The 1,237-nt window shown below is 31.5% G+C and carries 2 protein-coding genes; one reads left to right on the top strand and one right to left on the bottom strand.

The genetic code is table 11. The features are described from left to right. A partial coding sequence (locus tag V7137_RS30505; protein ID WP_335701534.1) for a DUF2642 domain-containing protein occupies positions 1-492 on the top strand: 492 nt, incomplete at its 5' end. Between the two features lie 124 nt (positions 493-616). On the opposite strand, the gene V7137_RS30500 is transcribed toward V7137_RS30505, so the two are convergent. Continuing rightward, a partial coding sequence (locus tag V7137_RS30500) for a phosphatase PAP2 family protein (RefSeq protein WP_335701533.1) occupies positions 617-1,237 on the bottom strand: 621 nt, incomplete at its 5' end.

Below are 1,237 nucleotides of genomic sequence, written 5' to 3'. Positions count from 1 at the left end.
TTCGATGGTATTTCCCTTAATGAAGAACCAACACCGATTTATAATAATAACGAAGAAATCTCATTAAGAAAAACATTGACAGCAGCTAAAGGTATTTTTTCAGAAATATATGTGACAAGTAATCAAGCATTACATGGGTATATCATTAGTATTATGAATAATTATTTTGTTTTCTACTCCCCTATCTACAAAACCATGTTTATTTCCCTTAACCATTTAAAATGGTTAATACCATACACAAATAATCAACGTCCATACGGCCTAAGTAACGCAAATCTGCCAGTAAATCCAAGCAATATAACCTTTGCCAGATCGTTTGAAGTTCAAATTGAAAAGCTCAGTGGAGAATTGATCGTCTTTAATATCGGGGAGAACGAAAATGTAATTGGGAAAGTAAAGGGAATAAAGGATAATTTTGTGGAATTGATTGGTGCAAAAGGAGATCCGGTCTTTATTAATCTTCAACATATTAAAACAATTCATATGACTTAATTCGTTAAGTTAATTTTTATAATGGATTATTAGTAAACAAGCTTTTTTCTTGCAAAAAAAAACAGAGTGTCTAGAGACACTCTTTTTATTAGCCAGGAAACTATTACCTTATTACATTCAGAAGCTATTTTTCTTTCACGAGAGCTGTTTCTGGTTTTTGGTTGAAAGACAATAGTTCAAATGCAATTCCATAAAGGAATGTGACAAGGAACATGGATCCAATCATATCGAAAATGACATGCTGCTTGACAAATAGCGTTGAAATAATGATTAATGTCCCAATAATATGGATACATAAATGGTTAATAATATGCTTGTTTTTAATATGAAGTGATGCAAGCATTATTGTAAATGTGGTAAGCACATGGATACTTGGGAAACAATTAAACGGACGATCATTTGCGTAAATAAATTGAACTAGATTATTAAAGAAATTATCCCCTACAATAGTTGGTCTTGGGACTGTTGTTTGGAAAAAGAAATAAATAATAAAGCAAATTAACTCTCCTGCAACAATTAAAAGTAACGTCTTCAGGTATACTTTTGTGTCCTTAAAACAAAAGTATACAAGATAACAAAAGATATACGCATACCAGAGGATGTAGGGAATGATAAAAACTGACAAAAACGGAATCGACTGGTCGAAGGAAGTACTAATATCAATAGATCTATGTGAACGTGAATTTAATAACTCATATATTTTTGCCAGAACTGGTATGACTAGCAGAAATAATAAGTAGGGAGC

This window comes from Neobacillus drentensis (assembly GCF_036962765.1).
In the GTDB taxonomy this organism is placed as follows: domain Bacteria; phylum Bacillota; class Bacilli; order Bacillales; family Cytobacillaceae; genus Neobacillus; species Neobacillus drentensis_C.
This window is presented reverse-complemented; position numbering and strand designations above follow the sequence as displayed.